The sequence below is a fragment of the Streptomyces sp. DSM 40750 genome, assembly GCF_024612035.1.
Taxonomy (GTDB): Bacteria; Actinomycetota; Actinomycetes; order Streptomycetales; family Streptomycetaceae; genus Streptomyces.
In genome coordinates, this window is the sequence record NZ_CP102513.1 from 10,289,451 (window position 1) to 10,313,682 (window position 24,232).

General features: G+C 69.7%; 21 protein-coding genes. 8 read left to right on the forward strand and 13 right to left on the reverse strand.

All coding sequences use genetic code 11. From position 1 onward, the window contains the following. Positions 1 to 114 precede the first annotated feature (114 nt). Positions 115 to 1,347: a hypothetical protein gene (locus JIX55_RS45070; protein ID WP_257568996.1), complete on the reverse strand. Its 1,233-nt coding sequence runs from the start codon at positions 1,345 to 1,347 to the stop codon at positions 115 to 117. Positions 1,348 to 1,492: 145 nt separating this feature from the next. Continuing rightward, positions 1,493 to 2,308 carry an SAM-dependent methyltransferase gene (locus tag JIX55_RS45075; RefSeq protein ID WP_257568997.1) on the reverse strand — a complete coding sequence of 272 codons (816 nt, stop codon included), beginning with the start codon at positions 2,306 to 2,308 and terminating at the stop codon, positions 1,493 to 1,495. A 295-nt stretch (positions 2,309 to 2,603) separates the two neighbouring features. On the opposite strand from JIX55_RS45075, the gene JIX55_RS45080 reads away from it, so the two are divergent. Then, a complete protein-coding gene (locus tag JIX55_RS45080) occupies positions 2,604 to 3,407 on the forward strand; it encodes an SDR family oxidoreductase (RefSeq protein WP_257568998.1) in 804 nt (267 codons plus the stop codon). 920 nt (positions 3,408 to 4,327) lie between these two features. Here the strand turns inward: JIX55_RS45080 and JIX55_RS45085 are convergent. After that, entirely contained in the window at positions 4,328 to 4,561 is a 234-nt protein-coding gene (locus tag JIX55_RS45085; protein ID WP_257568999.1) for a hypothetical protein, read from the reverse strand. 39 nt (positions 4,562 to 4,600) lie between these two features. Between JIX55_RS45085 and JIX55_RS45090 the strand changes: the two genes are divergently transcribed. Then, positions 4,601 to 5,251 carry a YwqG family protein gene (locus JIX55_RS45090; protein WP_257566260.1) on the forward strand — a complete coding sequence of 217 codons (651 nt, stop codon included), beginning with the start codon at positions 4,601 to 4,603 and terminating at the stop codon, positions 5,249 to 5,251. A gap of 738 nt (positions 5,252 to 5,989) precedes the next feature. Here JIX55_RS45090 and JIX55_RS45095 read toward each other — a convergent pair. Then, positions 5,990 to 6,586 carry a hypothetical protein gene (locus tag JIX55_RS45095; protein ID WP_257569000.1) on the reverse strand — a complete coding sequence of 199 codons (597 nt, stop codon included), beginning with the start codon at positions 6,584 to 6,586 and terminating at the stop codon, positions 5,990 to 5,992. Positions 6,587 to 7,552: 966 nt separating this feature from the next. Here JIX55_RS45095 and JIX55_RS45105 point away from each other — a divergent pair. Further along, entirely contained in the window at positions 7,553 to 8,068 is a 516-nt protein-coding gene (locus JIX55_RS45105) for a hypothetical protein (RefSeq protein WP_257569001.1), read from the forward strand. Positions 8,069 to 8,421: 353 nt separating this feature from the next. Further along, a complete protein-coding gene (locus tag JIX55_RS45110) occupies positions 8,422 to 8,640 on the forward strand; it encodes a hypothetical protein (RefSeq protein ID WP_257537018.1) in 219 nt (72 codons plus the stop codon). A gap of 56 nt (positions 8,641 to 8,696) precedes the next feature. On the opposite strand, the gene JIX55_RS45115 is transcribed toward JIX55_RS45110, so the two are convergent. From JIX55_RS45115 to JIX55_RS45150, 8 genes are all read right to left on the reverse strand, one after another. After that, on the reverse strand, positions 8,697 to 11,036 hold the full coding sequence (locus JIX55_RS45115; RefSeq protein ID WP_257569002.1) for a discoidin domain-containing protein: 2,340 nt from the start codon (positions 11,034 to 11,036) through the stop codon (positions 8,697 to 8,699). Further along, the gene (locus JIX55_RS45120; RefSeq protein WP_257569003.1) at positions 11,033 to 12,214 is read right to left on the reverse strand and encodes a hypothetical protein; all 1,182 of its coding nucleotides are present in this window, start codon (positions 12,212 to 12,214) and stop codon (positions 11,033 to 11,035) included. Before JIX55_RS45120 ends, JIX55_RS45115 begins: the two co-directional genes overlap by 4 nt. Next, entirely contained in the window at positions 12,211 to 13,623 is a 1,413-nt protein-coding gene (locus tag JIX55_RS45125; protein ID WP_257569004.1) for an alpha-L-fucosidase, read from the reverse strand. Before JIX55_RS45125 ends, JIX55_RS45120 begins: the two co-directional genes overlap by 4 nt. A gap of 29 nt (positions 13,624 to 13,652) precedes the next feature. Next, a complete protein-coding gene (locus tag JIX55_RS45130; RefSeq protein ID WP_257569005.1) occupies positions 13,653 to 13,832 on the reverse strand; it encodes a DUF6903 family protein in 180 nt (59 codons plus the stop codon). Positions 13,833 to 13,885: 53 nt separating this feature from the next. Next, a complete protein-coding gene (locus JIX55_RS45135; RefSeq protein ID WP_257569006.1) occupies positions 13,886 to 14,779 on the reverse strand; it encodes a carbohydrate ABC transporter permease in 894 nt (297 codons plus the stop codon). Positions 14,780 to 14,799: 20 nt separating this feature from the next. After that, positions 14,800 to 15,789 carry a carbohydrate ABC transporter permease gene (locus tag JIX55_RS45140; protein WP_257569007.1) on the reverse strand — a complete coding sequence of 330 codons (990 nt, stop codon included), beginning with the start codon at positions 15,787 to 15,789 and terminating at the stop codon, positions 14,800 to 14,802. Between the two features lie 16 nt (positions 15,790 to 15,805). Continuing rightward, positions 15,806 to 17,128: a carbohydrate ABC transporter substrate-binding protein gene (locus JIX55_RS45145; RefSeq protein WP_257569008.1), complete on the reverse strand. Its 1,323-nt coding sequence runs from the start codon at positions 17,126 to 17,128 to the stop codon at positions 15,806 to 15,808. A 235-nt stretch (positions 17,129 to 17,363) separates the two neighbouring features. Further along, positions 17,364 to 18,380, reverse strand: a complete 1,017-nt coding sequence (locus JIX55_RS45150) for a LacI family DNA-binding transcriptional regulator (protein ID WP_257569009.1) — start codon at positions 18,378 to 18,380, stop codon at positions 17,364 to 17,366. Between the two features lie 90 nt (positions 18,381 to 18,470). Between JIX55_RS45150 and JIX55_RS45155 the strand changes: the two genes are divergently transcribed. Next, positions 18,471 to 20,393 carry a glycoside hydrolase family 35 protein gene (locus JIX55_RS45155; RefSeq protein WP_257569010.1) on the forward strand — a complete coding sequence of 641 codons (1,923 nt, stop codon included), beginning with the start codon at positions 18,471 to 18,473 and terminating at the stop codon, positions 20,391 to 20,393. Positions 20,394 to 20,510: 117 nt separating this feature from the next. After that, positions 20,511 to 21,350: a class I SAM-dependent methyltransferase gene (locus tag JIX55_RS45160; protein ID WP_257569011.1), complete on the forward strand. Its 840-nt coding sequence runs from the start codon at positions 20,511 to 20,513 to the stop codon at positions 21,348 to 21,350. A gap of 629 nt (positions 21,351 to 21,979) precedes the next feature. On the opposite strand, the gene JIX55_RS45165 is transcribed toward JIX55_RS45160, so the two are convergent. Beyond that, positions 21,980 to 22,228, reverse strand: coding sequence for a hypothetical protein (locus tag JIX55_RS45165; RefSeq protein WP_257569012.1), 249 nt, complete (start codon positions 22,226 to 22,228; stop codon positions 21,980 to 21,982). Between the two features lie 315 nt (positions 22,229 to 22,543). On the opposite strand from JIX55_RS45165, the gene JIX55_RS45170 reads away from it, so the two are divergent. Next, complete coding sequence (locus tag JIX55_RS45170; protein ID WP_257569013.1) at positions 22,544 to 23,650, forward strand: enoyl-CoA hydratase/isomerase family protein; 1,107 nt, start codon at positions 22,544 to 22,546, stop codon at positions 23,648 to 23,650. Further along, the gene (locus JIX55_RS45175; RefSeq protein ID WP_257569014.1) at positions 23,647 to 24,177 is read left to right on the forward strand and encodes a GNAT family N-acetyltransferase; all 531 of its coding nucleotides are present in this window, start codon (positions 23,647 to 23,649) and stop codon (positions 24,175 to 24,177) included. The genes JIX55_RS45170 and JIX55_RS45175 overlap by 4 nt, the downstream gene beginning before the upstream one ends. Positions 24,178 to 24,232: the final 55 nt, after the last annotated feature.

Genomic DNA, 24,232 nt, shown 5'->3' on the forward strand with positions numbered 1-24,232 from the left:
GAGTACTGCGATGCGGGTGCGCGTGCGCCGTCGTGAGACGGGATGCGCACAGAGTGACAGACGGGCGCTGCCTATGTCAGGGGCATATCAAGTCTTTGGCCGGAAACTGATCGATCAATGAGTGGTGTGGACCAGACGCTTCCTGGCGGCGGCCCGGACCTCGGCCTCTTCCATCGGATCGTCCCGCAACCGCGCCAGCCGCTCCCTGACGTGCGGCAGATCGGGCGCGTGCGCGATCCCCAGCAGACGGCCGTTCGATTCGCAGTCCCACAGCGACTCGGTGTACGCGAAGTCGAGTCCGGCCGGGGCGACGGCCGCCAACGCCTTGAGGCAGTCGGGCCGTTCGTACGAGTGCGGCGTGCGCAGCCACAGCCTGCGCAGCACCGGCGCGGCCTCCGCGCCCGCCGCGCCGAAACGGGCTGTCCCGGCGGCCAGTGTGGCGGGACCGCACCACTGGTCTGCCTCTTCCCGCGCCGACAGCTCCGCCATCAGTACGGGCAGATCCTGGGCCGTACCGTGTTCCGCCAGCACCTGGACCCCGATCCACGACAGCCACCGCTGCCCGTCCACCGCCCAGGCCCGCGCCTCGGGCACGGCGAGCGGACCGAGCCGCAGGACCGCGACGCCGAGCCCCGGCAGAGGGAGTTCACCGTTCGCCTCCGCAAGGTCGGGCACCAGCGGGATCAGCGCCGGCTCCGGCGGCCGCCCGGCCAAGGTACGCAGGGCCTGGTTCTTCGTGCGGTTGGCCGCCCTGCCGTCGGCGAGGACTTCCAGGAGCTGACGGCTGCTCGGACCCACGTCGATCGTGTGCGGCCGGGGCGGGCGAACGGGCGTGCCCGTCCGGGCCCCCACCCTCCAGCGCACCCAGGGCTCGGAGCGCCACAAGCGAGGCCGCCCCCCGCCCGGACGATTCCGTGCGACATCGGCCAGGTCGTCCCACCACTCGACGGGCCAGACACCCGCCACCGACTCCAGCACATCGACCCAGTGTTCGCCCTCGCGAACGTAACCCCGCAGCCCCTCACGAGCCTCGACCGACCCCGACAAGGCCAGCAGCTCCAGAATCCCGGTGGCCCGCTCGCACTCGTCACCGTCCCCCGCCAGCAGGGCGAGCACCGGATCCAGAGCGAGCCCCGCATCCCGTATCAGGCGTGCGAGATAGAGGTGGCGGTCGTCCACGATCGTGTCCCACCGCCAGTCCTGCCGCACGACCTCGTACACCAGCTCGGCCGATGTCTCCGGTTCGTCGAGCGCCCACAACGCGCCGAGGCCTCGCCCCCGTTGCAGCAGCCCCTTGAGCGAGCACGGCGAGGCATACACCTCGTCGTCCGCGGATTCGTCGGTCATCACCGCGAAGCCTGCCGGAGACCCCCACCGGCAACCAGCGAATTTCGCTCGGGACCCGCCCCGACGGCAGGTCGCCGCGGGCGCGGGCGGGGATGAGGCCGTCCCGCGCCCGCGCCACCTCACATCACGGCATCACAGCGTGGCATCACGGCTTGCGGGCGAGGCCGCCGTGTTCGGCGATGACTTCCCGGGCCGTGTCGGTGGGGCCCGGACGCCAGAGGGGGACCGAGACGACGCCGGGGTCCAGGAGCTCCAGGCCGTCGAAGAACGAGGTGATCTCGTCGACGGTGCGCAGGTTGTACGGTACGGCGCCGCTCTCGTTGTACGCGTCCTGAGCCTGCTCGAAGACCGGGTCGATGCCGCGCGAACCGTCGTTGATGGAGAGGTAGCTGCCGGACGGCAGTGCTCCCATCAGATGGGTGACGATGGAGCGTGCCTGGTCGTAGGTGGCGACGTGGCCCAGGATGTTGCTGAGGATCAGGGCGGTGGGCCGGCTGAAGTCCAGGGTGTCGGCGGCGGCCGCGAGGATGCGGTCCGGGGCCAGCACGTTGGAGTCGACGTAGGAGGTCGCCCCCTCCGGTGTGGAGTAGAGCAGGGCGCGGGCGTGTGCCAGGACCATCGGGTCGTTGTCGACGTAGACGATCCGGCTCTCAGGGGCGATCCGCTGGGCGACCTCATGGGTGTTCTCGGCGGTCGGCAGGCCCGTTCCCACGTCCAGGAACTGGCGTATGCCCGCCTCGGCGACCAAGTACGTGATGTTGCGGCGCAGGAACGCGCGGCTGCTGCGGGCGATCGTCACGATGCCGGGGAACACGGCGGTGTAGGCGTCGCCGGCCTGCTCGTCGACGGGGTAGTTGTCCTTCCCGCCGAGCCAGTAGTTCCAGATACGGGCCGAGTGCGGCACCGAGGTGTCGATCTTCTGATGCGCCGCCGGTCCGGGCGTTGTCGCGTGGTCGGTCATGTCTGCCGTCCGTCTTTCAGCCGAAGCGAGGAGTTCCAGGCACAACTTACGTCCCGACGCCCCTGTTCCGTACGTCAGTTCGCGTTTCCGGCCCGTCCTGGCAGGATGACCGTCCGGCCGCCCCACAGGAGAATGAACTCCTGACGCCGGAGAGCGAGGGGCGTCGTCCGTCATCAACAGTCACCGGCCGATGGTGTCATCCGACCTCTCTTCGTCGGCAGACACGGAAACCGCCGACCCCGGCCACAGGAAAAGCGTTTGACGGCCCGCTGCCGCTCGTGGACGATCGCACGCCGTGACGACGAGCAGCGATCAGGACCAGTCGGGCCCCGAGGGGACCCCTGCCCGGGCCCGCCCGCTCGCGCTGGTCACCGGCGTGGGTCGTACCGTCGGTATCGGCGCCGGTATCGCCCGTCGGCTGGCGGCATCAGGGTGGGACATCGCCTTCACCCACTGGACCCCCTACGACGACCGCATGCCCTGGGGCGGGGAAGCCGGCGCGACCGAAGCGATCAGCCGGGCCCTGACCGAACACGGGGCGTCCGTCGCGGCGATCGAGGCGGACCTCGCCGACCCGGACACCCCGGCACGCGTCTTCGACGAGGCCGAGGAACGGCTGGGCGCTGCCACCGCGCTGGTGATGTGCCACTGCGAGTCGGTCGACTCAGGTCTCCTCGACACCACCGTCGAGAGCTTCGACCGCCACTTCGCCGTCAACGCGCGCGCCACCTGGCTGCTCATCCGCGAGTTCGGACGCCGCTTCACCGCCGAGCGGGGGACCGGCCGGATCGTCAGCCTCACCAGCGACCACACCGTGGGCAACCTCCCCTACGGAGCGAGCAAGGGAGCCCTGGACCGCATCACCCTGGCCGCCGCACACGAACTCGCCCACCTCGGCGTCACCGCCAACGTCATCAACCCCGGCCCGGTCGACACCGGCTGGATGTCCGACGACATCCGGGAACACTGCGTCCGCGCCACCCCGCTCGGCCGCCTGGGCACCCCACAGGACACCGCACACCTGGTCGACTTCCTCTGCTCCCGGGAAGGCCAGTGGATCAACGGCCAACTGCTGATGAGCAACGGCGGCCTCGCTTAGCCTTGATCCACCGATCCGACGTCTGTGGATAACTCTTCCAGAAACGAGGAAGTGCCTCGTGACCTGCGATGATGGGAGTTCTTCAGGCGTCCGGCACGCTGGATCAGCAAGGCACTTCCGAGTTGCAAGTTTCCCTCATGCCGGCGGCGGTCTCCGCTGTGTTCGATGACCGAACTCGCCGGTCTTCTGGGAGTACGTCGACGAGGGCTGAACCCTGAGAGGACACCGCCACCGGGGGCATCAGCGTGCAGTCCACCGGTGGCGGCGACGCCGCCCGTGGAACCGCCCGGGGAACGTCGACGACCGAGTAGTGGGGCTGCGCGAGCCCCAGGAACATCAAGCCGTCGCTGGCGGACCAAGGAGCCACGATTTTGCGGTGCCCGGCCCAGGAGCAGGGGTGAGACATGCGTTGCGTTAACTGTGGACAAGAGGCTGAGTATGAACACGCGCCCGCCATGGGGGGCTCACCGGAGACAGGGTTGGTACACGTCAGCAGCGGTATGATGGCCTGTTTCCCGGAGCGTGGTCCGGCGAGCCCGATTGTCAAAGTTCCGGTGCCACCGCACCTCCGCCGCCTTCTGGAGCAGGCACCGCGGTTGCCTCCGCCGCCACCACCCTGATTCCTGATCGAGGAGGACGAAGCCCGCTTCGGGGGCGTGCAGTCCAACGGCACTGTGACGTCCGTGTCACGCGGGCTGCCCCAGCCGTCGGAGCCCTGTCCGACCCGGACCGTAGCCTGACCGCTGTCCGCACGACACAGGAGGTACGCCCCGTTGATCCCACGACCGCCCGCCACATCAGGTCCGCCACGGCCCTGTCGGCGGACGCGCTCGCTATGTTGAACCAGGCTTTCCTCCGCCGGTGGCACCAGGGCGGCCCGGGTGCCCGCCTCGGAGCATTCCGCGATCGACCACGCCGTCTCATCGGCATTGCTCCTGCGCGTCGATGAGCTGAACCAGGTCCGCGAGGGCCTTCTCACACAGAGCAAGTCCGCCTGCGCCATCGCCGCACGGGCCGTGCACAAGCGCGGAAAACTGACTGAGGATCAGGATCGCGCGGTCCTTGACCCGTTTACCGCCGCCGGCGTCGCCGATCTCGTGGAGTGCTCCCTCCTCGGGGTACATCGGGATGATCCGCGACGGCGTACTGTGCATGCTGGATCCTGAGCTGGCGACTGCCCGTAGCCTTCCTCCATGCAGGCCACTTTGATGATCTACGACGGTACGGCCGCGCCCGATGCGGACGTGCCACGTACCGGGGGTGTGCCGCTGGCCCCCGAGGGGTTCACCTGGCCGGTGTGCGGCGACTACTGCGGAGGGCCGATGCAGTTCTTCGCGCATCTGCCGGTCGAGTACGGCGTCCTGTCGGTGTTCGTGTGCCAGAACGATCCGGGCGCCTGCGAGCTGTGGGACGCGACCTCCGGGGCGAATCGGGTCCTTCTTTTCCCGCCCGCGGGACTGGTACCGGTGGCCGTACCCGAGAAGGGCGTGACGCTGCTGCCCGCAGTGTCGGCGATCACGACCCGGGTCGTGACGCTCGATCCCGAGGAGGATGACGGCGACGATCTCCCGCGCGACACATACGACCTCGCCCGTTCAGGGTGGAAGCGGGAGCCAGGCGAGCGGTTCGGGAAGCAACGCGAGGTGCTCGGATCGCTCGGCGGCAGCCCCTCCTACCTGGACGACGACCGGTGGCCCGGGTGCCCCTCCTGCTCCGGCACGACGGAATTCGCGGCACACTTGGAGGAGGGGATCGACCGGCAGACCGCGATGAACCTCGGCGGCCAGTTGGGCTACGTCTTCGTCTGCCGCCCCTGCTCCGAGGGCGCCTTCCTCACGGGCTGAGCGCCTGTGGCGGCAGGCCCCGCCGCCTACGCGGACGGGCCGCCCCCCCGCTCTCCTCCTGTCGACGGTCACGGATTTCCCACGATCATGGCCTCCAGCGCCGTGCAATTCCCCAGTTGGTCGCGGCCGGTGACGGGCCGCCCGACTGCTGAGTGTGGGGCTGGACAGTGCACTCAAGGGCGCCTTCGCGGCGCTCCGCGCTGGGCATGCGCCCACCCTTGACCGCCCTGACCAGCCCTGATGATCGGCGGCTATCAGGCGGCCCGGAAACCCTGGCGACCGTGGGTAGCGAGGAGCAGGTCCGGCGTCCGCATGGGCACGAAGGCGTCGGCGCCGCGATGTCCCTGGCCCATTCCGTGAAGTTCCGGCTGGGGAATTACGCGGCGTTCCACACCTCCTCCGCCACAGTCTCCTCCGGGGTGGCCGTGAGTGTTCGGGGCAATCCCTGATCCAGGAAGATTCATCGGTTCCCAGTGGCACGTGACGGAGGCCGAGACCGCCGAGACGCCTGAGCCGAAGCAGCCGAAGACGGTTGACGGTCAGTTGATCCACGAGTTGATGGTGCGGGCTGCAGGCCGAGAACCCTCGGCTGACAGATGTGGGGGCCTCCTTCAGCGGCTGACGAAGTGGCTGCCGCTGTCCGATCGGTGGTCGGGATCAACCGACCACCTCGGCTCCGACAAGCGCAATCCGTGTTCAGCGTCAAGGGGGGGCGGAGCGCGGGCAAGGGCGGCGGCGTCACCCTTGTGTGCCGCTGCCGTTGTTGTCGAACTTCTCGAGCGGCGTGCGAGCGCCGTCGCGGAACGCGTCGAGGCCAGTCTCGAAGTCGACCGCTGACCCCGCGAACAGCGCCGATTCGTCGGGTGCAACGTAGATCTTGCCTCCGCCGCGTACGGCGTGCACAAGGCAGACGCCGAGCCCGTCGGGCAGCTCGATGACGTTCAGCACCGGGTCGGTCCTGAGCTGAGCGAAGTGCGCTCTGCCCACCACTATGAGCCGGCCGACGCCCTCGGATGCCGCGTCACTGCCGCCTGCGGCAGGTGGCAATGGTGCCGTGCGGTCCTCGACCGCCTCGACCGCGTAGCCGGAACGCTCGGCAGCGTCGAGGAATGTATGGAGATCGGATGCCTCGCGCAGGAGCGCTCCGAGTTCGCCCTCGCATTCGGCCACGTGGAACGTCGCAGTGGCGAACGGATGCGTGACCGGTGCAGCCCCTGGCAGCGGCGGCGGGGTTGAGGTGCTTACGAGCACCCCCGGTTCGCCCCTGAGTCCCATCGCGAGCCGCTTGCCGTGAAAGAGGCGGTATGTGCCCCCCGACCCGGTTGCATCACTCACGACGTCTGCTCCGTTTCCTATAAGGAAGTCCTCGGCAATCGAGTCCTCCGCCACCCCCCTGGCCCGGTAGAGCGCCGGGTCGTAGGGTCGTACGACGCCAACGAGCTTCCCTCGTAGGTCCACTCCACGCGGTATCGCTCCGCCACCGTAGAGGCGAGAGGACGGCCTCCATATATTCAGCCTAAGGCCCGGCTGCGTGCGGGCGCGCAGTCGGGGCCGGGCGGCCGGGGGGGTGGGCGGCCCGTGGTCACATCGTGAACCAGGCAACACCGGCCTGGTGGCCAGTACCGCCGGGCTCGTGTTCGGGGAAGCGGACCTGATCGGCAGTTCCGTTGCCCAGACGCTGCCGGGGCGCGGGCGCCCGTGCGGCTAAGCCTTGATCCACCGATCCGGCATCTGTGGATAACTCTTCTTGAAACGAGGAAGTGCCTCGTTCCCGGCCCGCATCGCCCGCTCAGCGCGACGCGTCACTCTGCACCTGCCCCACAACTGGCCCTGGCAGCACGCCTGGGCACACCTCTTCACCACCGTCCACAGCCCACCCGACTGACCCGAACAGCCCCTGCCCACCCCGCCCACCCGGGCCCAACCGGAACCGAACCCGTGGAAAAGCCGGGCAGACCAGCAGATGCCGCCTGCCCACACCCAGCCACCAGCCCAAAGCGGACACAGAAATCGATCAGAAGATCACTCTCGAACCACCTCGGTGGATCAAGGCTCAGAGACAGCGGACGCCACCGGCCCCCTGCGGGAGGAACGCCGACCCGACGGCCCTGACGCCGGAGGCTGATGGCAGCCTTGTGGTGTGCGGATCGACGGATACGAGGATCACGGCGGCCCCTTGGTCGCGGGCGAGCCACTGACAGCCCGCCTGGCTTCTGGTCGAACCACCTGCTGGGCCCGTGCTGCCGTGACGCGGGTGGCGAGCCGGAGTGGTTCGGCGACGACGGAGCCGACGCCGACGCCATGTCCGAGGTACTCATGGACCCGGAGCGCCGGCCGGTGTTCCGGGTCCCGCTCGCGAACGGGCACGGGATCGCAGTGATCTACCGCAACTTCGTCGGCGACTACGGCATCGACTATCTGTCCACCCACCCCGGCCGACGCCGCGCCCAGCGATTCGCGAGCTGGGAGGGGGAGCTGGCGGGAGACACCCTGACCTGGCCCGAACTGACCCGCATCGCCGACGACACCCCGAGCGGCACGGCCCAGGGCCTCAAGGACCCGGCCGCCCGCCTCCTCCTACTGCTTCCCCTGCTCTACGACCATGCCCCACCGGCCGAGGCGACGGCGGTCCTCACCGGAGCCCTGATCACGGCAGGAGCTCCGCAGCACACCGCCCCGACCACGGCACAACACCTCCTCGCCCACTCATCCGCCGGTCCATGGCACGATCCCACCTGGGCCTCGCCCCTGAGCGGCAGTGCCGGCTCCGTCCACGCGACGGGGAGCGGACTCCTGACGCGCCTGGGCATCATCTGAGGGCGGCCGAAGTCAGTCGCCGACGTGTGGCGCGGGGGCGTGCGGGTGTCTCGCGCCAGGGCGGGGCCGTGAGGTCCTCAGCTACCTCGACGGAGAACCGGGGCCGCGGGAAGTACAGCCGACGGATGCACTCGGCGTCGTCCCGGAAGGGCGCGACGTACGGGAGCGCGTGGGCGACGTCGTGCAGACGTGCCGCCGGGCGGACCCACCCGACCACCGCAGCCGCCTGGAACGGTTCTGCACCGCCTACGGCAGGGTGATACGGCGATCCCCGCAGGGGAACTTCTTGGCTCGAACAGGCGTCCTTCGAGTTGAGGCCGGACACACCTGGTGTGCGATGGAAGTGAGTTGCCATGACGACGAACGACCCGACCAAGCTTGAGACCACCCTGGCCGACGGCCGGCGCATGACCCTGTCGCTGCCTCCGACGGACGCGGGATGGGCCGCCGACGGCATCAAGGCGCTCCGAGTCGTCCCGCCCACGCACACCGGCCGAGGCGAGGAGCCTCCGGCCCTCCCCGAGCGCCCCGCGCTGCCGCTCGAAGTGGCCCTGCTCGGTCTGGGCGCCTAGTGAGCAGCCGGGCGGGTGGATGCCGTGGTGTCCACCCGCCCGGTGGCCGTTGAGCGCTATGGCCCGGCCTGGTCGCCGGAGTTGTAGACGGAGATCTCGGTGAGGGTCGGGGTGTACTGCTCCGTCGCGATCTGCCCGGTGAGCGCCACCCGGAGCCGGGTGGTCGTGATGTCGGCGAAGCCGGTCACGGTGAGGTCGTGGCCGATGCCGATGCCGGTGTCGCGGGTCGCGAAGGTGACCCACTGGCCTGTTCCGGCGTCCCAGCGTTGCAGGTCGAACGACCGCACGCGCGGGTTGGTGCCCGAGTCGGTGTACTCGTCCAGGTAGACCTCGTCGAAGGTGGTGTCCGCGCCGAAGTCGATGTCGAGCGTGATGGGGTAGGCCGCGTCGTCGGCGGCGGCCCAGCGGGTGGTGAGGCTGCCGTCGGTCAGCTTGTCGGCGGTGAGTGTGCCGTTCGCCCCGGGGTGGGTCGAACTCGCGGTGGCCGGTCTGCCCAGGGCGAGGTCGACGCGGTTGTCGACCTCCTCCTCGATGGGATCGTCGTCGACCGGGTCGGGGACCTTCGGACCGACGCGGGTCTCGGCCATACCGATGTCCGGTGCGTCGCCGTAGTAGATGTGCGTGCCGAGGAAGTCCTCGGTGCCCAGGTGCGGGTTGTACCGGCCGGCGTCGACGAGCGGTGAGTCGTCGCGCAGCGCGAAGTGGCCCGCGGCCTCCCGGATCCGGTTCACGCCCACCCCGGTGACGTAGTCGGCGGGGTCACCGACGAACCGTGGGTCGGTCCGCGGCCCGTTCGGGTCGGCCGGTTCCTGGGGGGAGTGGGTGCCGCCGGCCTCGTAGTAGTCGTTGTTGGCGAACACCGCCTGCCGCAGGGCGCCGGTCCGGCGGTACCACGTGGTCGGCTTCGCCTTCGAGGTGTTGTAGAAGATGTTGTTGAGGAAGTAGACGCGGCTCAGGAATGTTTCGTCGTGGACGTAGTCGAGGTCTGACCCGTCGTAGACGAAGGTGTTGTTCGTGAAATACGTCGGCGAGTAGTTGGTCGACAGCATGTTTTTCACCAGTACGCCGTTGTCGTTGACGCTCAGGTTGTAGCGCGCTGTCGAGTTGGAGCTGTTGCCCATGTAGGCCATCCAGCCCGCCGCGTTGTCGTGCGAGTAGTTGAACTGGTACGTGACGTCGAAGTTGGTGTATTCGAGGTCCCAGGGCGTGCCGTCGTACTCGTTGTCCGGGCCGCCGTAGACCTCGTTGAACTGCATGACCGAGTCGGCGCCGGCCCACAGATAGAGCGCGCAGGACACCGCGTCATAGCGCTCCAGATAGCCGTTCACCTCGTTGTACTCGACCGTCATGTTCTTGGTGTTGGCGAGCTGGATCGCGCCCTGGCCGATGCTCTCGGCGTAGTTGTGGCCGATGTGGACGTCACGGCTGTACAGATCGCGGGTGCGCACCCACAACTGTTCCCAGCCCTCGTGCCACTTGCCGCTCTCGTCGTACTGACCGGCGTCCGCGCCGTCGGCCGCGAACCAGTTGAACGCGAACTGAACGGCGTGCAGTTCGACGTTCTCGAAGGTGTTGTTCTCGATCCTGACGTCTTTGAAGTAATAGCCGCCGGTGCCGTAGTCCTTGTAGCTGCGGCTGCCGAAGACCTGGAAATTGACGGCGCCGTAGTGGATTCTCTGCCAGTGACTCGGGCCGTCGAGGTCGTGGACGAACACATTCGAAATGCGGAAGTGGTCCATGATGCTGTCCGCGCCGTTCGGCAGGAGGTCGGCGTTGATCGAGACCATGATTCCGTCGCGGACGTACGTCCCCGTGGTGATGTCGGTCGCGAAGTCGTCGTCGTTGGACAACTCGACGTTGTCGATGTTCCAGTACTGCTGATTGCGCAGCACGATCGCACCGGTCAGGCCCACGGTCGCGGGATTCTTCGTACCGTCCGCCTTGAACGGGCTCGGCACCTCGCCGTTCGTCGCGATGTACGGCCGGCCCGCGCTCGCGTCGCCGTACGCCGAGATGGTGATCGGCTTGCCCGCGCTGCCCGACCCCTTCGGCCACAACTGCTCGTCCTGCCACTGCTCACCGGCCTTGAGCAGGATGCGGTCGCCGGGCGCGAACGTCGTCGCGTTCGCCTTGGCCAGGGTGCGCCAGGCGGTGCCCGGCGAGGTTCCGGCCGCGCTGTCGCGACCACGCCTGGCGTCGATGAAGTAGTCCTTGCCGCCGGTCGTGTTCGGCGTGTTGCCCGGCCAGGACGGCTTGACCTTGACGGTGGCACGGTGCGGGACCGTGGTGGCGTGCGCGGCGGGCACGAGCGCACCGACGAGCAGCGCGGCGAGCAGGGCGACGAAGCCCACGTACAGCGTCCGGGCGGGGGACGGTCCGGTGTCGACGGGTCTCATTGCTGCACATCCTCTGCGTTGATGGCACCCAACGCCGAGGCGTCGACATCGATGTCGCTGTCGTCGACCCGGCGCTGGAGGTACTGGTCGAACTTCTCCTCGACGAGCGACTGCCGGATCCGCCGGGAGTATTCGGCGAACGCCTTGTCCCCGTCGACGCTCCTGCCGTCGAGTTCGTAGTAGGTGATCTGGCCGGTGCCCGTGACGGGAGCGGAGACCTCACCCGTCCTGAGTTTGCCGAGCACCGCCATCAGGTCCTGGTCGTGGGTGTTCAGCCCGGTGGAACCACTGCCGTCGTACGTGTCGGTCGTGAGCTCGGCGCCGGGTTCTTCGGGGGCGACGTCCGCGAGGCCCTTGGCTGCGGCCACGCGTCGCTGGAGCGCGGCGGCGTGGTCGTCGGCGGCATCGGCCGGCACCGGGACGACCAGCTTCGAGTACGTGTACGTGGTCGCGTTGGCGCTCCAGGCGTCCCGGTCGCTGTCGAACGCGTGCCGGACGTCGGCGTCGGTGACCCGGAGGGGACCGTCGGCGTCCGCGCCGAGCCGCTTCTTCAGGCTTGTACTGAGCTCGGTCAGCCGGTGGGTGTAGTACTCGTCGGGGGAGAACTCCGTGACGCCGTAGACGGTTCGGCCCGCGGCGACGGCCCTGGCCCGAAACTCGTTCTCCTTCGCCAGCTCGGCGAGGAAGTCCGCGTGGTCGACGGAGTCGATGAGCCCCTGCTCCTTGGCGAGGACGAGGGTGGTCTTGTCCCGCCAGATCTCGTCGAGCGCACGGGTTTCGAGCCGCTGGAGCGCGGTCTTGTCACCGGTCTCCGCGCTCCAGTCGATCGTGCCGCGCAGGTCGTACTTGTTGCGCAGCTCGTTCTGCACGGTCGGGGCGAGCCGCCGCATGTGGAAGAGCAGTTCGTCGCGGGTGACGGGGTGCCCGTCGAGGGAGGCGACCCGGCTGCCGCTCCCGCCGTTGCCGAGCATCGTCACTCCGGTGACGACCAGCGTGGCGAGGGCCAGGCACGCGCCGGCGATCAGGACGACGGCTCGACGGGACGTTCCGCGGGAGGAGGCCCCGGGCTTGCGGGAGACGCCCGGCTTGCGGGAGGCGCTCGGTCTGCGGGAGGCGCTCGGCCTGCGCGGGTCGGCCGGCTTACGAGATGTGCCCTGCCTGGGCGATGTTCCCTTCATGACGCCGCCCCTATCGCGGCCACCCGGGCGACGACCGCCGTGTCCCGGGCTTGGGGCACCTCGACCCGTACGGTGTCGACCTCGGCCGGCGGGAACGTCAGGACGCGCTGGTGACCCACGGAGTTCGCCTCGGCGAGCACCGTCCACCGGCCGTTTCCGCAGCCCCGTACGACGACGCGCTCGACGCGCTGCCCCTGCGTGATGTCCTCGCCGAGGACCACCGCCTCGACCAGGCGGGGCCGGGCGAACGCGAGGGTCACGGTGGGCAGAGGGTCCGTGTCGGCCGGCCGCCACGGCGTGCGTCCGCTGTCCGGCCAGGCGGTCGCGACGTCGCCCGGCGTGCCCGACGAGACCGTCACCGTCGCCTCGATCCGCCGCGCCCGGAAGTCCTCGATACGCCGGCCCAGCCCCTCCAACACCGCCACGTCCGTGTCCCGTACGAGCCCGTCCCTGGCCGGCGGGACGTTGAGCAGGAAACAGGAGTTGCCGCCGACGGAGCGCAGATGGATGGTGAACAGCTCGTCCACGGTGCGGACCTCGCCGTCCTCGGACGGGTGGTGGAACCAGCCGGGCCGGATAGAGGTGTTGACCTCGGCCGGGTACCAGACGAGGTCGTCCTCGTGTCCGACCAGCGCGGCGCGGCTGCCGAGGTCGCGCTCGTCGCTGCGGACGAGGCGGGCGAAGGTGCCGTCGTCGGCCTGCTGCGAGCGGTCCGCCGTCCGCTCCGCGTCCCGCAGGGCACGCGGCACCACGCTCCACTCGTCGGGGCGGGTGTCCCCGGCCTCGTTGCCGCACCAGCGGACGTCGGGGCCGCACACGCTGATCACCGCGTCCGGCTGCAGCTCGCGCACCACCGCGTAGTACCGCTCCCAGTCGTAGACCTGGCGCCTGCCGTTCGGACCCTCGCCGTTCGCGCCGTCCAGCCAGACGGAGAACACCGGCCCGTACCGGGTGAGCAGTTCGGTGAGCTGGGCGACGTAGAAGTCGTCGTACGCGGTCCCGGAGCCGTACGTCGCCTCGGTGCGGTCCCAGGGGGAGAGGTAGATCCCGAACCGCAGGCCGTGCCGCCGGGCCGCCTCGGCGACCTCCGCGACCACGTCGCCCCGGCCGTCCCGCCATGGCGACGAGGCGACCGAGTAGGCCGTGACGTCGCTCGGCCACAGACAGAAGCCGTCGTGATGCTTGCAGGTGAGGATCACCCCGGTCATACCGGCGCTCTTGAGCGCCAGCACCCACTGGTCGGCGTCGAGCCCGGGCGGGTCGAACAGCGCGGGGTCGTCGTGTCCCTCGCCCCACTCCCGGTCCGTCATCGTGTTCATGCCGAAGTGGATGAACCCGTAGAACTCCATGGACTGCCAGGCGAGTTGGCGCTCGCTGGGCCGCACCGAGGCCAGTACCTGTCCGGACACGGCTGCCGCTCCCGCTCCTGTGGCCGCCGTCACCGCAGCCGCCGGTTGTACGAGGCGAGCAGGGCCAGCAGTCCTGCCAGCGCGGCCAGCATGACCAGGAGGTTTCCCCACCCGACCGGCGTGCGCGCGGTGACGACGAGCGTGACGCAGGCTGCCGCGACGAGCGTACGGACGGCGACGAGCAGCGCCGTACGCGTCGATTCCTTCATGTTCGGTTTCCTTCCGCTGATGCCGCGGGGCTTTCACAGCCGCAGGGGGTGGGTCAGCCCTTCACTCCGCCGGATGCCATGCCCTCGATGAGCCGGCGCTGGATGACCGCGTAGAGGAGGAGGACGGGAACGATGACGATGACCATGCCGGCGTAGAGGCGCCCGTAGTCGGCCGCCGCCTTCTGCGCGGTGAACAGGTTGAGCAGGCCGACCTGGAGGGTCTTGCCCTCGCCGGGGAGGAGGGTGAGCGCGATGATGAAGTCGTTCCAGTAGGCCAGGAAGTTGAAGAGGATCACGGTGGTGACCGCCGGCCGTGCCATCGGGAGCATGACGGTGGTCATGATCCGGAAGCGGGACGCCCCGTCCAGCGCGGCGGCCTCCTCGTACTCGACCGGTATCGACCGGAAGTACGCGGTGAGCAGATAGATGGTGAACGGGATCGACGTGGCCGCGTAGACGAGCGACAGGACGGCCGGGTTGTCGATGAAGAAACCGCCGGGGAAGACGTCGATGAGCGAGCGGTCCCAGTCGACGAGCATGAGGAAGATCGGTACGACGATGTAGTTGACGTTGACGAAGAGGCCGGCCATGAGCGCCAGTTCCACCAGGCGGCGGCCCCGGAACTCGTAGCGGGCGATGACGTAGGCCGCCGGCACGGAGACCGCCAGGACGAACACCAGCCCGAGCGCCGTGACGAACACCGAGGTCAGGAAGTACTGGCCCATGTGCGCGGTGACGAACGCGTCGACGTAGTTCTGGAAGTGCGGGCCCTTGGGCAGCGTCCAGGGACTGCCGAAGAACTCGCTCTTCCGCTTGAGCGAGGCGAGCAGCACCCAGGCGACCGGCACCGTGATGGCGAGCGCGAGGGCGACGACGAGAACGTGGGTGAGCACCCGGCCGGTGCGTGGGCGGTCGGCGCGCGGGCGGGGCGAGTTGATCGTGGTCATGGTGTCCGTCCTCAGAGCTCTCAGAACTGGAGGGGCTCGCGCCGTGTCGCCCGGCTCACCAGGAGCGACACGAGGAACGAGAACGCGAAGATGACGACACCGATGGCCATGCCGTAGCCGTACGACGAGTTCGTGTACGCCTGCTTGTACATGTAGCTCAGCAGGACCTCGGAGGAGCCGTCGGGCCCGCCGCCCGTCATCGCGCGGACGAGGACGAAGCTGAGGTTGACGGCGCTCATGATGAAGAAGGTCAGCGTGGTGCGGAGGTTCTCCCAGATGAGCGGCAGTGTGAGGGCGAAGAACTGCCGGGCGGGGGAGGCGCCGTCGAGTGCGCTCGCCTCGTAGAGCTCTTCCGGGATGCTCGCCATGCTCGACATGTAGAGGACCATGTAATAGCCCAGCGACTGCCAGACCATCGCGATGGCGACGGAGTAGAGCACGACCTTCTGGTTGCCGAGCCAGACCTGTTGCAGACCGTCGAGCGACAGCAGTCGGAGCGTGCCGTTGAGGAGACCGTTCTCCTGGTCGTACACGGCGGAGAAGATCGCCGCGATCACCACCACCGAGAGCACGTTCGGAATGTAGAGGACGAACCGGTACAGGTTCCGGCCGCGCAGCCGTTGCCGCGTCATGATCGCGGCGAGGAACAGGCCCATGCCCATCGTCACGACCGTCACCACGACCAGGAGGGCGACCGTGTTCTGGAACGCGCGCACGAACTGCTTGTCGTCGAGGAGATGGCGGAAGTTGTCGAGCCCCACGAAGCGCATGTCCGGGGAGAACCCGCTCCAGGTGTAGAGCGACATCCGGAACACGTTCATGGTCGGCACGATCATGAACACCGCGAACAGCGCCAACGCGGGCAGCAGGCAGACGAGCACGAAGCGGGTGTCGGCGCGCCGCCGGGCCCGAGCCGGGGCGCCGCGCCGGGAACTCCCGGCGGACGGCGCCGCGTCGGACTTCGAGGCGCCGTTCGTCGGACTCGGGGGTGGGGCGGCGGAGGTCGTCACCGTGCCTGTCCTCACCTCAGCTACCCGCCTGCCGCAGCTTCTCGCTCGCCTCGTTCAGCGCGGACTGCCACTTGTCCTCGGTGGTGTCGCCGCTGATGATGCTGTTGGCGGTGTCGAACAGCGTGGCCTTGATGTCGACGCCCTCGACGGGCGCGGTGCTCGCGAAACCGCCCACGAGCGCGGCGACCTTCGGATCCTCGTACACCTTGTAGAACTCGGCGTTCTCCGCCGACAGACTGCTCGCGATGGACTCGATCGGCTGGATCGCGTTCGACTCGGCGAAGATCTTCGCCGCCTTGTCGGAGTACAGGTAGGCGATGAACTCCTTCGCCGCGTCCTTCTGTTGGGCGGCGCTGGGCACCCAGACGGACTCGACCGACGTCGTGATGTAGCGCTTGCCGCCCGTGGTGGCCGCCGGCAGCGGTGTCAGGCCCCACTGGAAGCCATCGGCGCGCGGGGCGTCCGCCATCTCACCGACGATCCAGGTGCCGTTCGGCATGAACAGCGCCTTGTTGTCGAGGACCAGTTGCTGGTTCTTGGTGAAGTCCTGCTCGTTGGCATAGCCGACGGTCGCCGGCGCGGCGTAGCCCAGCAGCTTGGTGGTGATGTCGAGCGCCTTCCGCGCGTTCGCCGACTTCCAGACGTCCTTCTTGTACGTCATGACGTCGGTGTAGAACCGCTCCCCACCGACATCGGCGAGGAGCGCGAAGAAGTACGAGTCCAGGTACCCGGCGGTCGGATAGGTGAACAGCGGTATGCCCTGTTTCTTCGCCGTGTCACCGAGCGCGAACATCTCGTCCCAGGTACCCGGGACCTTCCAGCCCTTCTCCTCGAACAGGCCCTTGTTGTGGAAGAGCCCGGTCGGCGCGTAGTACATCGGCATCAGATACGTCTGGTCCGTGCGGTACGGGTCGGTGTTGAGGTTGCCGACGATGCCCTCGGTCAGCTTGTCCCCGACGGTCGTGTCCTCGCCGGGGACCTTCTCCTTGAGTACCGGGGTGAGGTCTTCGAGGGCCTTGTCCTTGATGAGGGTCTCGGTGAGGGCGGCCTTGCGGCCCTGGCCGAGCACCACGACGTCCGGGTAGCGCCCCGCCTTCATGTTCGGGGTGATCTCGTCCTCGATGCTCTTCGAGATCTGCAGCTGGACATCGATGTCGGGGTGCGAGGCCTCGTACTCCTTGATGACCCGCGTGTACATGTCCCGGCCGTAGCCGCCTTCCAGGGCGGCGACCTTGAGAATCGTCTTGCCGGAGTCCGAGCCGCTCCCGCCGGCCGAGCAGCCGGCGAGCAGTCCGAGCACTGTGACCGCGGCGCCCGTGAGGACGAGCGATCTCCTCATGCGGTGTCCTTCCCGTGGACGGTTGCCCACCTGCTGCGAGCGGTGGAGCAGGTCCGAGGCCGGCCCCGTCGGAGCCCACGCCACCGGGACGCCGCGCCACCGCGCCCGAGATCTGGATCACATGGCGATCCGGTGTTGTTACGGTGGCACCGATAACATGAAGGCGCAAGGGGCCCACGAGAGGCAATTGGCGAACGGTCGGGACGAAGCCCGGGCCGAGTGCGGCGGTGCCGGATCAGGCGGAGCGCGGCGGTGCGGTGGAGGCGCGCACCGTCAGCGACGCGGTGACCACGGACGTGTCGACCTCGGCCTCGTCGCCCAGCAGCAGGGCGACGGCCGCCGCGCCGTAGCGGTAGAAGTCCTGCCGGACGGTCGTCAGCGGGGGAGCGGAGTAGGCCGCCAGGGCGATGTCGTCGACGCTCACGATGGACACGTCGTCGGGCACCGACCGGCCCCGCTCGTGCAGGGCGCGGATCACGCCGAAGGCCATCTCGTCGCTGGCGACGAACACCGCGGTGACCTCCGGGATCATCGCGATGATCTGCCCCTGCCGGTAACCCGAGTCGGGCGACCAGTCGCCCTCCAGGATCGGCGGCGCCTCGATCCCGGCCGCGGCCAGGCACTCCTGCCAGCCCTGCCGCCGTCGGCGCGCCTCGATCCACTCGTCCGGCCCGGAGAGGTGCCAGACCTGGCGGTGCCCCAGGTCGAGCAGATGCTGTGTGGCGACCCGGCCGGCCTCCTGCTGGTCGATCCCGAGCACCCGGGCACCCGCCGTCCGCGAGCCGTCGAGGGTGACGGTCGGGATGTCGCGGGTGATCTCCTCCATCTTCCGCGTCACGGAGATGAGCGGTACGGCGATGACGAAGCCGTCGACGCCCTGGTCGGCCAGCTTGGACAGGGACTGTTCCATCAGGCCGGTGTCCAGCGCGGCGATGGTCGCGATGCTCACCGCGTACCCGGCGGCGCCGGCGGCCGCCTCGACACCCGCGGTCACCGCGGAGCGGGAGTAGTACCCGCCGGACGCCAGCAGTACGAGGCCGATGGTGTGGCTGCGGCCCGAGGACAGCGCCCTGGCGGCGCTGTTGAAGCGGTACCCGACCTGCTCCACCGCCACGAGCACGCGCCGCCTCGTCTCGGGGTTGACGTTCGGTGAGCCGCGGAGCGCACGCGAGACGGTCTGCGCCGACACCCCGGCGGCCCGGGCCACATCGGCCATGCTCGGCTGCCTGAGCCTCGCGGTGTCCTCGGTCATGGCGCTCCTCTCCCGCGGTCGGCCCGCGGTGTCGTTCACCGGATTCTATCGACCTTGTTACGCATGGCACCGATAACATAGGCTCCCATCGTGACTGAGCCGTCCACGACACACCTCTCTCCGGCCCACACCACAACCGATACGCAGGCCCGCGCCACGAGCGATGCGGCGCGCGACGGCGCGACCGATGCGACGGGTGCGGCGCTCGGCGCCGTCACCGGTGCGCTCAGCTGGGGCGGGCGCCGCCTGTACCGGCACGGCATGCCCCATCGCATCCTGTCCGGGGCACTGCACTACTTCCGCGTCCACCCCGACCTCTGGCGGGACCGGATCCGCCGCCTCGCCGACCTCGGACTCAACACGGTCGACACCTATGTGCCGTGGAACTTCCACCAGCCCCGCGAGGACGAGCCGCCACGCTTCGACGGCTGGCGGGACATCGAACGGTTCATCCGCACGGTGGGGGAGGAGGGACTCGACGTCATCGTCCGGCCCGGCCCCTACATCTGCGCGGAGTGGTCCAACGGCGGCCTGCCCAGCTGGCTCACCGCCCGTGACGCCGCGATCCGCAGCTCGGACCCGGCGTTCACCTCCGCCGTCGGCCACTGGTTCGACGACCTGGTCCCGCGCATCGCCGCACTCCAGGCATCCGAGGGCGGCCCGGTCGTGGCCGTCCAGATCGAGAACGAGTTCGGCAGCTACGGCGACGACCACGCCTACCTGAGCTGGAACCGCCGGGCCCTGTCCGAACGGGGCATCCACGAGCTGCTGTTCACCGCCGACGGCCCCACCGACCTCATGCTGGACGGCGGCACCCTGCCCGGCACCCTGACCGCCGTCACCCTGGGCTCCAAGCCCGACGCCGCCCGCCGGCTCCTCGCGGCCCGGCGCCCCGACGAACCGTTCGTGGTCGCCGAGTTCTGGAACGGCTGGTTCGACCACTGGGGCGGACGGCACCACGTCCGTGGTGTGGACAGCGCGGTCCACACCCTCCGCGACATCGTCGCCGACGGCGGCAGCGTGAGCGTCTACATGGCACACGGCGGCACCAACTTCGGCCTCTGGGCCGGCGCCAACGACCACGAAGGCCGCCTGCGTCCCGTCGTGACCAGCTACGACTCCGACGCGCCCATCGCCGAGGACGGCAGCCTCACCCCCAAGTTCCACGCCGTACGCGAGGCGCTCGGCGCGCGGGGACCGCTCCGGTCACCCACACGGATGCCGACACTCCCACCGGCCCGTCTCCCGCTCGTCCACCGCGCCGACCTGCTCGCCGGCCTCCACGCCGTACCGGCCCCGACCATGACCGCCCCACGCCCCGCCTCCTTCGAACAACTCGGCCTCGACGCGGGCATGGTCCTGCACACCGCGCACCCGCGCATCCCGGAGGGCCAGCACCGGCTGGTCCTCACCGATGTACGCGACCGGGCCCTGGTCTTCGCGGACGGCACGCTCGTCGGTGCCGCCTCTTCCGACTCCCCGGAACTCCGTCTCGACGGAACCGGGGACGTCGTACGGCTGGAGATCCTGGTCGAGAACCTCGGCCGGGTGAACTACGGGCCGGACATCGGCGGACACAAGGGCCTGCTCGGCCCGGTCCTCGTCGACCGGCGCATGGTGCAGGGGTGGGACAGCCGTCCGGTCGCGCTGCAGGAGTGGTCCGACGCGGAGCTGGCCGACGCGATCGCCGCCGGGCCCGAGTCCACGCACGTCGACGGCCCCGTCACTCCGCACACGGGGTTCGCGGTCGCGGAGCTGCGTGTCGACGTGCCCGCGGACACCTTCCTCGCGCTGCGGGGATCGGGCCGCGGCCTCGTCTGGGTCAACGGCTTCCTCCTCGGCCGCTACTGGGAGATCGGACCGCAGGTCACGCTGTACTGCCCGGCACCGCTGTTGCGCGTCGGCGAGAACACGGTCACCGTCCTCGAACTCGAACGGCTCGGCGGAGTACTGGAGTTGAGGGATCGTCCCGAACTGGGACCGCCGGAGGAGTACGTCGAGGAGTTCGACTGAGCCGGTGACGACCGATGACAACGCTGATGCGCGGGGATCACCCGGTCTGACACATTGGGCGGATCGGCCGGCGCCTGCGCGATGCCGGCGCCTGGTGACTCGTGGAGTGGGATGGACATGCCCGATGGATGGCAGTGGGACCGCACGCTGTTCCAGGGAAGCGCGGCCTACTACGAGCGCGGTCGGCTCCCGTACGCGCCGGGCTTCGCCGACACGCTCGCCGAGGCCCTCGCCCTGGACGGCCGGGGCAGACTCCTCGACGTCGGCTGCGGCCCGGGCATCGTGCTGCTTCCGATGGCGCGGTTCTTCACCGAGGCGGTCGGCGTGGATCCGGACGAGGACATGCTGGTCGAGGCGGAGCGACAGGCCGAGCGTCGCGGGGTGACCAACGCGCGCTGGGTGGCCGCCCGGGCGGAGGACCTGCCGGCGGGACTCGGGGAGTTCCAGGTCGTGGTGTTCGCCCAGTCCTTCCACTGGACGGATCGAGATCGGGTCGCGGCCACGGTGCGGGAGATGCTGGAGCCGGGCGGCGTGTTCGTCCACATCAGCGACCTCAAGGACCCGCTCCCCGAACCGCCGCAGCTGCCGTTGACCGCACCTCCGTACGACCGAGTAAGTGACCTGGTCCGCCGATATCTGGGCCCGGTGCGCCGCGCGGGGCAGGGAAAGCTCGTCAACGGCACGCCGAACGGGGAGGAGCTCGTCATCGCCCGCGCCGGATTCGAGAACTTCCAGCGACTTGTCGTGCCCGCCGGGGAAGTGGTCACCCGCACCGCGGACGACATCGTCGCGTGGACGTTCTCCCGGTCCGACTCCGCGCCGCATCTGTTCGGCGACAGGCTGAAGGACTTCGAGCGGGATCTGCGCGCGCTGCTGGAGCGGGCAGCCCCTGACCATCGCTTCGCAGAACGTCCTCCGGCGACCGAGATCAGGACCTGGCGGAAGCCGCGGGCCTGAAAGCGGAGCCACACGCTTGAGAAGTCGCATGCTTGAGCGGTGGCATCGGTAGCGGTCCGCGGCGCTGTCGGTGGCTGCTGTTGGCCTCCGGGCAGGGGAGATCAACGAGTACGTGCGTGGGGGTGGGGCGGATGAGCAGATCGGCGTGTCCGTTGTGTGGTCAGCAGGTCACGGCGACCCACCAGGGGATGCCCCGGCATCAGCGGGCGGACGGTGAACCCTGCCTGCCGGACAGCAGCGTCGCGACCAGTACCCCCGCCTTCGGCGGCGCCGCAGTGGCCCTCGGGGTGACTTCTCCACCAACCACGGCCTGGCGACAGCCGTTGCCGCCCGTGAACTCGCGGCCTCGTCCCGCCGTACGGCCACCGTGCCCTCCGGGCGGCCACCCGAGCGGCTGATCCGAGAGGCCCGCGACGCCGAGCTGATAGCCGCCGAGTGGATGCGCTACCTCGGCTTCGCCGACGCGGTCGCCACCCCTGTCGGCGCGGACGGCGGCATCGACGTGGTCAGCGCCGTGCTGTCGCCCAGGTCAAGCTGGAGGGCAAGCCCACAGGCCGCCCGACCGTCCAGCAACTCCACGGCGTCGCCGTGCACGAAGGCAAGACCGGCGTCTTCTTCGCCGCCGCGGGCTACACACCCAGGCCCGCACCTGGGCCCAGACCAGTGGAACGCTCCTGTCCCGCTTCGACCGCCAGGGAGGCGTCGAAGCGGTCAACGCGGTCGCCCATGAACCACTGGCCGCGGCCGACGCCGGACGCGGGCAGTAGTCGGGCTGCCGGATGGCCGAGTGGGCGCCCCGCGGTGCGCAGTGCCCGGGCGAGCGGGATCAGGCTGAAGAAGCGGCTTCTCTCGGCGTGGGTCGCGAGGAGCACGCGCACGGGACGGAATCCCTCCGTTCTGCGGGCGAGGTGGCGACGGCCCGTCCGGGCCGGGCTGCTCCGTCGCGGCCCCCGAGCCAACCCCTGCCCAGGCCAGGGGTACCCGATGACAGAGGGACAGGTAGGCTCGGCGCGCCCGGGTTGTCGGCAGGCCCAAGGCGCTGACCGGCGATCGCGCCCATCCGGCTCCTGCTCGGAGCGTGGTCCGTCTCATGACGGGCGGCAGCCGGTCCAGATCCTGGAAGGAACCAACGAGATCATGCGCGTCCTCGTGGCCCGAGGCCCGATGGAGGCAGTCGCTACGGAGGCAGTCGGATGACCGGCAACGAAGAGCCCGTCCTGCTGCACACCGTCGGCCGGGCCGCCCACATCACCCTCAACCGTCCAAGGGCCATCAACGCCCTCAACCACGCCATGGTGCGGCGCGTCGACGACGCACTGACCGCCTGGGAGCACGACCCGGCCGTGGAGACCGTCGTCCTCACCGGCGCGGGGGAGCGCGGTCTGTGCGCGGGCGGCGACATCCGCGTCGTACACGACGACGCCCGCGACGGCGACGGCACCGCCGCGGCCGCGTTCTGGCGCGACGAGTACCACCTCAACGCCCGTATCGCCCGCTACCCCAAGCCCTACGTCGCCGTCATGGACGGGATCGTCATGGGCGGCGGCGTCGGCGTCTCCGCGCACGGCAGCGTCCGTATCGTCACCGAGCGGTCGAGGATCGCCATGCCCGAGACCGGCATCGGCTTCGTCCCGGACGTCGGCGGCACCCATCTCCTGGGCCGCGCCCCGGGCGAACTCGGCACCCTCCTCGCCCTCACGGGCGCGCAGATAGGCGCCGGTGACGCCCTGCTCTGCGGACTCGCCGACCACTACGTACCGTCCACCTCGCTCAGCCACCTCCTCGACGACCTTGCCGACGTGCCCGTCCGCGAGGCCCTGGACCGTCATGCGCGGCCCGCGCCGGAAGGGGAGTTGGCCGGCAGGCGGGAGTGGATCGACTCCTGCTTCGCCGCCGATACGGCCGAGGAGATCGTCCGGCGGCTGCTCGACCACGGCGACCCGGCGGCGAAGGAGACCGCGGAGACCCTGCTCGCCAAGTCGCCCACGGCCGTCAAGGCCACCCTGGCCGCCCTGCGCCGCGCCCGGCGGCTCGGCTCCCTGGAACGGGTGCTGGACCAGGAGTACCGCGTCTCCTGCGCCGCCCTGACCACCCCCGACCTGGTCGAGGGCATCCGCGCCCAGGTCATCGACAAGGACCGCGACCCCCGCTGGTCCCCGGCCACCCTCGCCGACGTCACCGACGCCGACGTGGAGCGCTTCTTCGAGCCGCTCGGCGAACACGAACTCGGCCTCACCGGCCCCGACACCACCGAATCCGCCGACACCACCGAATCCGCCGACACGAGGCTTCTGTCGTGACCGATACCTCCCCCGGCATACGGATCCGGCCTGGCGGCCCGGCCGACGCACCCGCCATCCTCGGCATGCTCGACTCGGCGGTGGCCTGGATGAACGCCCGCGGCAACACCGAGCAGTGGGGCACGATTCCGTATTCGCGGCGGCCCGGCGGGGTGGAGCGGGTCGAGCGGTACACGACCGAGAACACCCCGTACATCGCGGAGTCGGACGGAACACCCGTCGGAGCCCTCGTGCTGGACTCCGGCCCCAGCCCGCAGATGCCGATCGCGTCGGCCGGTGAACCGGAGCGGTACGTCCGGCTGCTGGTCTCCGACCGGCGGTACGCCGGTCTGGGCATCGGTGCGGCACTGCTGGCCCACGCCGCCGAGGAGACCCGACGGGCAGGCGTACACCTCCTGCGCGTCGACTGCTGGGCGGGCGGCGGAGGCCGGCTGGTGGCGTTCTACGAGCGCAACGGCTTCGTCCCCACCGACCGCTTCCTCTCCGACACCTGGCCGGGACAGGTACTGGCCCGCCGGGTCGACTGACAGCGCGGGCGGTGCGTGCGGAAAATGTCGTGCCGATGTCGCGGCCGGGTCGCAC

Coding starts and splice junctions, on each gene's coding strand:
- JIX55_RS45130 (WP_257569005.1), bottom strand. CDS start 13,832: ATGAAGGAATCGACGCGTACGGCGCTGCTCGTCGCCGTCCGTACGCTC.
- JIX55_RS45110 (WP_257537018.1), top strand. CDS start 8,422: ATGACGACGAACGACCCGACCAAGCTTGAGACCACCCTGGCCGACGGC.
- JIX55_RS45170 (WP_257569013.1), top strand. CDS start 22,544: ATGACCGGCAACGAAGAGCCCGTCCTGCTGCACACCGTCGGCCGGGCC.
- JIX55_RS45135 (WP_257569006.1), bottom strand. CDS start 14,779: ATGACCACGATCAACTCGCCCCGCCCGCGCGCCGACCGCCCACGCACC.
- JIX55_RS45120 (WP_257569003.1), bottom strand. CDS start 12,214: ATGAAGGGAACATCGCCCAGGCAGGGCACATCTCGTAAGCCGGCCGAC.
- JIX55_RS45070 (WP_257568996.1), bottom strand. CDS start 1,347: ATGACCGACGAATCCGCGGACGACGAGGTGTATGCCTCGCCGTGCTCG.
- JIX55_RS45115 (WP_257569002.1), bottom strand. CDS start 11,036: ATGAGACCCGTCGACACCGGACCGTCCCCCGCCCGGACGCTGTACGTG.
- JIX55_RS45105 (WP_257569001.1), top strand. CDS start 7,553: ATGTCCGAGGTACTCATGGACCCGGAGCGCCGGCCGGTGTTCCGGGTC.
- JIX55_RS45150 (WP_257569009.1), bottom strand. CDS start 18,380: ATGACCGAGGACACCGCGAGGCTCAGGCAGCCGAGCATGGCCGATGTG.
- JIX55_RS45090 (WP_257566260.1), top strand. CDS start 4,601: ATGCAGGCCACTTTGATGATCTACGACGGTACGGCCGCGCCCGATGCG.
- JIX55_RS45085 (WP_257568999.1), bottom strand. CDS start 4,561: ATGCACAGTACGCCGTCGCGGATCATCCCGATGTACCCCGAGGAGGGA.
- JIX55_RS45075 (WP_257568997.1), bottom strand. CDS start 2,308: ATGACCGACCACGCGACAACGCCCGGACCGGCGGCGCATCAGAAGATC.
- JIX55_RS45145 (WP_257569008.1), bottom strand. CDS start 17,128: ATGAGGAGATCGCTCGTCCTCACGGGCGCCGCGGTCACAGTGCTCGGA.
- JIX55_RS45160 (WP_257569011.1), top strand. CDS start 20,511: ATGCCCGATGGATGGCAGTGGGACCGCACGCTGTTCCAGGGAAGCGCG.